Below are 7,738 nucleotides of genomic sequence, written 5' to 3'. Positions count from 1 at the left end.
TTTATTTTCGCTTTTCTTCGACTCACTCGGCGGTTTGTAAACCGTTGTTCCGTGTCAGTGGAGGCGCATTATAGGGAGTTATTCTCAGCTGACAACCCCTATTTTAAAATAATTTACTGAAAGCATGTTTTTTATGCGAAAAGGTTATTTTTGCAACTGCTTAATGCGTTTTGGTAAGTCTGCAAGGCTGTCCAGGACCCAATCTGCGGCTTCTTCACCTTCTACCGTCACTGGCTTACCGGTCCGAACCAGAACTTTCGTGCCCACTTGTGCGGCTTTTGCTGCCTGCATATCTTCAATTTTATCGCCGACCATATAAGAAGAGGCCATATCAATATGAAGGAAGTCACGCGCAGACAATAACATGCCCGGTTGAGGTTTACGGCAATCACAAACCTGGCTGAAGGATTCAACCGTTCCATCCGGATGATGTGGGCAATAATAGATGCCATCAAGATCGACACCGCGATCAGCTAATGACCAGTCCATCCATTCAGTCAGATTTTCAAAGTCTGCTTCAGTAAATAGCCCTCGGGCAATACCAGACTGGTTAGTCACCAGCACCAACACAAAACCCATCTCTTTCAGTTCCCGCATAGCGTCAATGACACCATCGATAAATTCAAACCGATCAACTTCGTAGACATAACCATGATCGACATTAATAGTACCGTCACGGTCAAGAAAGATAGCAGGTACAGACTGTGCCACTTGAAAGCTCCCAACAAGATTAATTTTCTCTAGTATCGCACGATTCAGCCATAATAAGCGCACCGACATTCATTCGAACATTGATTTAGACGTCTGGATGCCTTAACATCCATATCGATGTCGGTTATCCCCATTATTGGCAGCTTAAAAAACGCCACGGCTAACATTCATACGATAATAAATAATTCAATGATTAAACTTTCAAATATCAGCAAAGTATTTCAGCAGGGAAACCGCCGTATACAAGCATTAAATGATGTCAGCTTGTACGTTCCTGCAGGACAAATTTATGGCGTTATCGGTGCATCAGGGGCAGGAAAAAGCACTCTGATCCGCTGTGTTAATTTGCTTGAACGCCCAACACAAGGTTCTGTACTGATAGACAACCAGGAGCTAACGACGCTTTCCGAGAGTAAGCTGACACAAGTACGTCGTCAGATTGGAATGATTTTTCAGCATTTTAACCTGCTTTCCTCACGCACCGTGTTTGGTAATATCGCGCTGCCCCTGGAGCTGGATAATCTCCCTAAAGAAGAGATTAAGCGTCGTGTTAGCGAGCTACTGGATTTAGTCGGGCTAAGTGAAAAACATGATGCCTACCCGGCTAATCTATCCGGTGGTCAGAAACAGCGTGTCGCAATTGCCCGCGCCCTGGCCAGTAACCCTAAGGTATTGCTGTGTGACGAAGCGACCAGTGCATTAGACCCGGCAACGACACGAGCCATTCTTGAGTTGCTGAAAGACATTAACCGTCGTCTCGGCCTCACGATTCTGTTGATTACGCATGAAATGGATGTCGTTAAACGCATCTGCGACAGAGTTGCGGTTATCAGCAACGGTGAGCTTATTGAGCAAGATACTGTCAGCGAAGTGTTCTCACATCCCAAAACCCCACTGGCACAACAGTTCATTCAGTCAACGCTGCACTTGGATATTCCGCAGGATTATGCGGATAGACTTCAGGCCGATGCCAGGGATAAAACGATTCCTTTATTACGCCTTGAGTTTACTGGCCAGTCGGTTGATGCCCCGTTACTTTCGCATACGGCACGTAATTTTAACGTTAATAGCAACATTATTAGCGCACAGATGGATTACGCCGGTGGCGTGAAGTTCGGGATTATGCTGTGCGAAATGCACGGCGAGTCCCAGGATACAGATGCTGCCATTGCCTGGTTGCAAGAACAACATGTGAAAGTAGAGGTGCTAGGTTATGTCTGAACCAATGTTATGGTTGCTGCTGCGCGGCGTATATGAAACCCTGGCCATGACTTTTGTCTCTGGTTTCTTCGGCTTTGTACTTGGCCTGCCAGTGGGCGTGTTGCTCTACATTACCCGTCCGGGACAAATCAGCGCCAATGCCAAGTTATATCGCGGCCTTTCAGCGGTCGTTAACGTCTTTCGTTCTATTCCATTTATCATATTGCTGGTCTGGATGATTCCATTTACCCGTACCATCGTCGGGACGTCTATCGGCCTGCAAGCAGCGATTGTACCATTAACCGTCGGTGCGGCTCCCTTTATTGCCCGTATGGTTGAAAATGCCTTGCTGGAAATCCCTGCCGGGTTAATTGAAGCATCCAGAGCGATGGGGGCAACTCCCTTACAAATTATACGCAAAGTTTTGCTCCCTGAGTCACTGCCAGGTCTTGTAAATGCTGCAACAATCACGCTGATCACACTGGTCGGTTATTCAGCGATGGGTGGGGCTGTCGGGGCTGGAGGCTTAGGACAGATTGGCTATCAGTATGGTTATATCGGTTATAACGCAACAGTGATGAATACGGTATTAGTGTTACTTGTTGTTTTAGTGTATTTAATTCAACTTTCTGGCGATCGTATCGTCAGGGTTGTCACACACAAATAGATACCCTAACTCCTGTATATTGCCTGCGGGCGCTAAGAATGCGCGTTGGTGATGGGGAGAAGGGGTTCAATCGAACTTATTAAGGAAGGAAAACAGATGGCGTTTAAACTTAAGGCAATTGCTGCTCTGGGCGTTTTGGTTGGTTCTCTCGCTTTAGTAGGATGCGGTCAGGATGAGAAAGATCCAAACCATATAAAAGTCGGCGTTATTGTTGGTAATGAACAACAAGTGGCTGAAGTCGCACAAAAAGTGGCTAAAGAGAAGTATGGATTGGATGTAGAGTTAGTGACATTTAATGATTATGTATTGCCAAACGAAGCCCTGAGTAAAGGCGATATCGATGTTAATGCCTTCCAGCACAAACCTTACCTTGACCAGCAGATCAAAGATCGTGGTTACAAACTGGCTGCTGTAGGTAATACCTTTGTTTACCCAATTGCTGGCTATTCCAAAAAAATCAAATCACTGGATGAACTGGAACCAGGTTCTCAGGTTGCATTACCAAACGACCCGACAAATCTCGGTCGTTCCCTGTTACTGCTGCAAAAAGTCGGCTTAATCAAACTGAAAGACGGTGTAGGCTTACAGCCAACTGTATTGGATGTCATTGAAAACCCTAAAAACCTGAAACTGGTTGAACTCGAAGCGCCACAATTACCACGTTCTCTGGACGATGCTCAAATTGCCCTGGCGGTTATCAATACCACTTATGCCAGCCAGATTGGCCTGACACCGGCCAAAGACGGTATCTTTATTGAAGATAAAGACTCCCCATACGTGAATCTGATCGTAGCGCGTGAAGATAATAAAGATGCAGAAAATGTGAAAAAATTCGTTCAGGCCTATCAGTCTGACGAAGTCAACGAAGCGGCCAATAAAGCCTTCAACGGCGGAGCTGTTAAAGGCTGGTAAGTTTCCACCTTTATTTCGCATAAAAATAACAAGGCGGGCGCATGCCCGTCTTGTTATTTGGGCAAGAGCTTGCTTCAATGCTGCTAAATTCTATTATCTCTTAAGGAAGTATTATGCGTGCTCTACCGATCTGTTTATTGGCTGTCATGCTCAGTGGCTGTTCCGTATTAAGCAGATCGCCTGTCGACCCCGTTCAAGTGACGTCACCTTCTGAACCCAAACAAGAAAAAACTAAAGCAGTTCATTCTGCTACATCAGTGCGTCTTTATACCAATGCTGAGGATTTACTGGGCAACCCCTTTCGTGATTTGGGCGAAGTGAGCGGCGTCTCTTGTCAAGCCAGCAACCAAGACTCACCGGCGAATATTCCAGCAGCTCGTAAGCGCATGCAAATGAACGCCGCAAAAATGAAAGCCAATGCCGTTTTACAGCACAGCTGTGAAATCACGAGTGGTGAAGCGGGTTGTTATCGTCAGGCAGTTTGTCTCGGTTCGGCATTGCAAGTTTCATCCCAATGACTGACTTTCAGTTTACGCAAATTGGTTGCATCCACTCTCCTTATAAAGAGAAATTCGCCGTTCCTCGTCAGCCCGGTTTAGTCAGTGATGGTGGTGGAGAACTGCATCTCTTGCCACCCTATAACCAGGCTGATGCCGTCAGGGGACTCGAGGCTTTTAGCCATATCTGGCTGTTATTTGTTTTTCACCAGACTATGGAGGGGGGCTGGCGACCAATGGTTCGCCCTCCCCGCCTTGGCGGCAATGCGCGTACAGGCGTCTTTGCAACCCGTTCAACTTTTCGCCCTAATCCAGTCGGCATGTCTTTAGTTGAATTAAAGGGAATTCGTTGTCATAAAGAATCCGTTATTCTGGAATTAGGGAGTCTGGATTTAGTGGATGGAACGCCAGTTATTGATATTAAACCTTACTTACCTTTTGCTGAAGCATTACCAGAAGCCAGAGCGGGTTACGCCCAGTCTGCCCCTAAAGCAGACATGCCAGTTTATTTTACCCAAGAAATACAACAGCAATTGGGACAACTGGAACCGCGTTACCCTCATATAGCACGTTTTATTCAGCAGGTACTGGCACAAGATCCACGACCGGCTTATCGCAAAGGAGAGGACAGCGGCAAAGCCTATGCCGTCTCTCTGCTGGACTTTAATATTCGCTGGCGTGTTTCCGAACATGGTTTTGAAGTGTTCGCAATAGAAGCGGGTTAATTTAATTCCCTCTCTTTTGACATCCCTGCCACACTGGTAAACTAAACCACTTTTTTCAGCAGGCCTTATGATGACCTGCCATTCGTCGTTCAACTGGAACCGTAATAACATGCGTACTAGCCAATATCTGCTCTCCACTCTGAAGGAGACACCAGCCGACGCTGAGGTGATAAGCCACCAGCTGATGCTGCGTGCCGGGATGATTCGTAAACTGGCCTCGGGGTTATATACCTGGCTGCCTACAGGTTTACGTGTCCTGAAAAAGGTCGAAAACATTGTTCGTGAAGAAATGAATAATGCCGGTGCCATCGAAATCTCTATGCCTGTCGTTCAGCCTGCCGACTTGTGGCAGGAGAGTGGTCGCTGGGAGCAATACGGCCCAGAGTTATTACGTTTTGTTGATCGTGGTGAACGTCCATTTGTGCTCGGCCCAACCCATGAAGAAGTCATTACTGACTTGATTCGTAATGAGCTGAGTTCATATAAACAGCTGCCACTGAACCTGTTCCAAATACAGACAAAATTCCGCGATGAAGTACGTCCACGTTTTGGTGTCATGCGTTCGCGTGAGTTCTTAATGAAAGATGCCTATTCTTTCCATACATCACAGGAATCGCTGCAAGAGACCTATGACAAGATGTATGACGCCTACAGTAAAATATTTTCTCGTATGGGGCTGGACTTCCGCGCAGTACAAGCGGACACCGGTTCTATCGGGGGCAGCGCTTCTCATGAATTCCAGGTACTGGCAAACAGCGGTGAAGATGACGTTATTTTTTCTGACAGTTCAGACTACGCTGCCAACATTGAATTTGCAGAAGCAGTAGCCCCTGCCGCCAGTAAGACAGCCCCCACTGTCGAAATGACGCAAATCGACACCCCTGATGCTAAAACTATTGCAGAACTGGTGGAGCAATTCTCGCTCCCTATTGAAAAAACCATCAAAACTCTGCTGGTTAAAGCCAGTGAAGAAAGTGCTGCACCATTAGTGGCCTTATTGGTGCGCGGGGATCATGAGCTGAATGAAGTTAAAGCGGATAAGCTTCCCCAGGTTGCCAGCCCACTGACTTTTGCCACTGAAGAAGAGATTCGTGCCGTCATCAATGCAGGCCCAGGATCACTCGGCCCCGTTAATCTTAACATTCCTGTTATTGCAGACCGTAGCGTCGCAATAATGAGTGATTTTGCTGCTGGCGCGAACATTGATGGTAAACACTTTGTTGGCATTAACTGGGATCGCGATGTTGCCCTGCCGGAAGTGGCTGATATTCGTAACGTGGTTGCGGGTGACCCAAGCCCTGATGGTAAAGGTACACTAATGATCAGGCGTGGTATCGAAGTAGGCCATATCTTCCAGCTGGGAACCAAGTATTCTGAGGCTATGAAAGCAACGGTTCAGGGTGAGGATGGGCGTAATCAGACCCTGACCATGGGTTGTTATGGCATTGGTGTCACACGGGTTGTCGCGGCAGCTATCGAGCAAAACTTTGATGACCGTGGAATTCTATGGCCTGATGCTATTGCCCCCTTCCATGTGGCCATTCTGCCAATGAATATGCACAAGTCTTTCCGAGTGCAGCAACTTGCTGAAGAACTTTATAACACCTTACGAGCTCAAGGCATTGAAGTACTGCTGGATGATCGTAAAGAACGTCCGGGGGTTATGTTTGCTGATATGGAACTCATTGGTATTCCACACACGATTGTTATCGGTGATCGCAACCTCGATAATGAAGAGATTGAATACAAAAATCGCCGAACCGCAGACAAGCAAATGATTAAGACTGGCGAGATCGTCAATTTCCTGGTGAAACAAATTCAAGGTTAACAACCTGACCCAGGAAGAATGATGCTCTGACCGCTACACCGGATAGATATATCCCGATCCTGTGTAGCGGTTTTTTATGGTTTCACGCCCCACATCGCTATTCCCCCGTCAATATATTATTGTTTTTTAATATATTCGCTCACTAATAAAGAAAACCTCACCGCCTTGCTGACGAATATTCACTTATTGTGGGACTTATCAGCCTCCATCATGACGCAGAATAATACGCTACCCACGATAAGTCACAGTGCCTGGGCAGTTATCAACATGGCGAGCGCCTCCCGACATATTCTGGCTACGGAGATGGGGTCCTTACGACAGCGGAAAGGTGATGTGAAACAACAGGCTGATCGGCTCACAGTCTGGCTTCGTTATCTAAAAGATAACCACCACCTTACCGGACACTCAGAAAATTCACTCCATAGGGTACAAACAGGCATAGAGTTTAAGCGGGGAAGCTGGCTGTTGGGGGCGGTCATTACTGTCTGGCGATACATCGATTCAGTCAGGCTCTGTCAATAATGGAAATATCAAAAACCAAAGCAGTGAATTCTATACGACCTGGCTGGATAACTCAGGTATCTATTGGGATAACATGCTTAACCTTCATTATTTTAACCAGTATGTTCACACTCAAATGCACAGTGGTAAAACTACCAAGGGGCAATACCAACAATATAGTGTTTCTGTGGCTTCCGACGTGGGTCATTCCCTGTCTTTGTCTCCAGGAATGACAGCCACGCCATATGGGAAAATAAGTTTTTTTCACACCCGTAAAACTGACGACGAACTGGACAATCAAATGATCGCCGCACTGCCCCCTGCATCCGGTATGGATGGTGAGATGGGGATATTAGTCGCCGCTGATTTTATCTGTCCAGCCAATGCATGCGCCCCTATTTTGTCGCCGCCTTATCACATGAATCTGCCGGGAATAGTCGAGTAGTCATCAACAATCATACATTCAACCTGCCCAATAATGTAACGCAAGGGAAATATGGGTTAGGTGGCACACTGGATATCGTTGAGGATATTTCGACTTACGCAGAAATACATTATCAAAAAGGCAATAAAGCAAAGAGCCCGTTTAATGCCACCATTGGCGTTTGTGTCAGTTGCTAACACAACAGGCAGTCGGGGGGGGGGGGGGGGGGGGGGGGGGGGGGGGGGGGGGGGGGGGGGGGGGGGGGGGGGGGGG

Annotated in this window: 8 protein-coding genes; 7 read left to right on the top strand and 1 reads right to left on the bottom strand. The window is 47.1% G+C overall.

Annotation, left to right across the window (positions count from 1 at the left end):
• Positions 1-144 precede the first annotated feature (144 nt).
• Positions 145-711: a D-glycero-beta-D-manno-heptose 1,7-bisphosphate 7-phosphatase gene (gene gmhB / locus JK154_RS09320; RefSeq protein ID WP_211992240.1), complete on the bottom strand. Its 567-nt coding sequence runs from the start codon at positions 709-711 to the stop codon at positions 145-147.
• Between the two features lie 189 nt (positions 712-900).
• Between gmhB and metN the strand changes: the two genes are divergently transcribed.
• The 7 genes from metN to JK154_RS09280 all read left to right on the top strand — a co-directional run bounded on the left by metN (position 901) and on the right by JK154_RS09280 (position 7,486).
• Entirely contained in the window at positions 901-1,932 is a 1,032-nt protein-coding gene (metN, locus tag JK154_RS09315) for a methionine ABC transporter ATP-binding protein MetN (protein ID WP_211992238.1), read from the top strand.
• Positions 1,925-2,578, top strand: coding sequence for a methionine ABC transporter permease MetI (locus JK154_RS09310; protein WP_211992237.1), 654 nt, complete (start codon positions 1,925-1,927; stop codon positions 2,576-2,578). The genes metN and JK154_RS09310 overlap by 8 nt, the downstream gene beginning before the upstream one ends.
• Before the next feature lie 96 nt (positions 2,579-2,674).
• Entirely contained in the window at positions 2,675-3,490 is an 816-nt protein-coding gene (locus tag JK154_RS09305) for a MetQ/NlpA family lipoprotein (RefSeq protein WP_211992236.1), read from the top strand.
• Positions 3,491-3,603: 113 nt separating this feature from the next.
• The gene (gene rcsF, locus JK154_RS09300; RefSeq protein ID WP_211992234.1) at positions 3,604-4,008 is read left to right on the top strand and encodes an Rcs stress response system protein RcsF; all 405 of its coding nucleotides are present in this window, start codon (positions 3,604-3,606) and stop codon (positions 4,006-4,008) included.
• On the top strand, positions 4,005-4,712 hold the full coding sequence (tsaA, locus tag JK154_RS09295; RefSeq protein ID WP_211992233.1) for a tRNA (N6-threonylcarbamoyladenosine(37)-N6)-methyltransferase TrmO: 708 nt from the start codon (positions 4,005-4,007) through the stop codon (positions 4,710-4,712). The genes rcsF and tsaA overlap by 4 nt, the downstream gene beginning before the upstream one ends.
• 109 nt (positions 4,713-4,821) lie before the next feature.
• On the top strand, positions 4,822-6,540 hold the full coding sequence (proS, locus tag JK154_RS09290) for a proline--tRNA ligase (protein WP_211992232.1): 1,719 nt from the start codon (positions 4,822-4,824) through the stop codon (positions 6,538-6,540).
• A gap of 481 nt (positions 6,541-7,021) precedes the next feature.
• The gene (locus JK154_RS09280; RefSeq protein WP_211992268.1) at positions 7,022-7,486 is read left to right on the top strand and encodes an autotransporter outer membrane beta-barrel domain-containing protein; all 465 of its coding nucleotides are present in this window, start codon (positions 7,022-7,024) and stop codon (positions 7,484-7,486) included.
• Positions 7,487-7,738 lie beyond the last annotated feature (252 nt).

The organism is Citrobacter sp. JGM124 (genome assembly GCF_018257795.1).
Lineage (GTDB): Bacteria > Pseudomonadota > Gammaproteobacteria > Enterobacterales > Enterobacteriaceae > JGM124.
This window is presented reverse-complemented; position numbering and strand designations above follow the sequence as displayed.

Coding starts and splice junctions, on each gene's coding strand:
- metN (WP_211992238.1), top strand. CDS start 901: ATGATTAAACTTTCAAATATCAGCAAAGTATTTCAGCAGGGAAACCGC.
- JK154_RS09310 (WP_211992237.1), top strand. CDS start 1,925: ATGTCTGAACCAATGTTATGGTTGCTGCTGCGCGGCGTATATGAAACC.
- JK154_RS09305 (WP_211992236.1), top strand. CDS start 2,675: ATGGCGTTTAAACTTAAGGCAATTGCTGCTCTGGGCGTTTTGGTTGGT.
- rcsF (WP_211992234.1), top strand. CDS start 3,604: ATGCGTGCTCTACCGATCTGTTTATTGGCTGTCATGCTCAGTGGCTGT.
- tsaA (WP_211992233.1), top strand. CDS start 4,005: ATGACTGACTTTCAGTTTACGCAAATTGGTTGCATCCACTCTCCTTAT.
- proS (WP_211992232.1), top strand. CDS start 4,822: ATGCGTACTAGCCAATATCTGCTCTCCACTCTGAAGGAGACACCAGCC.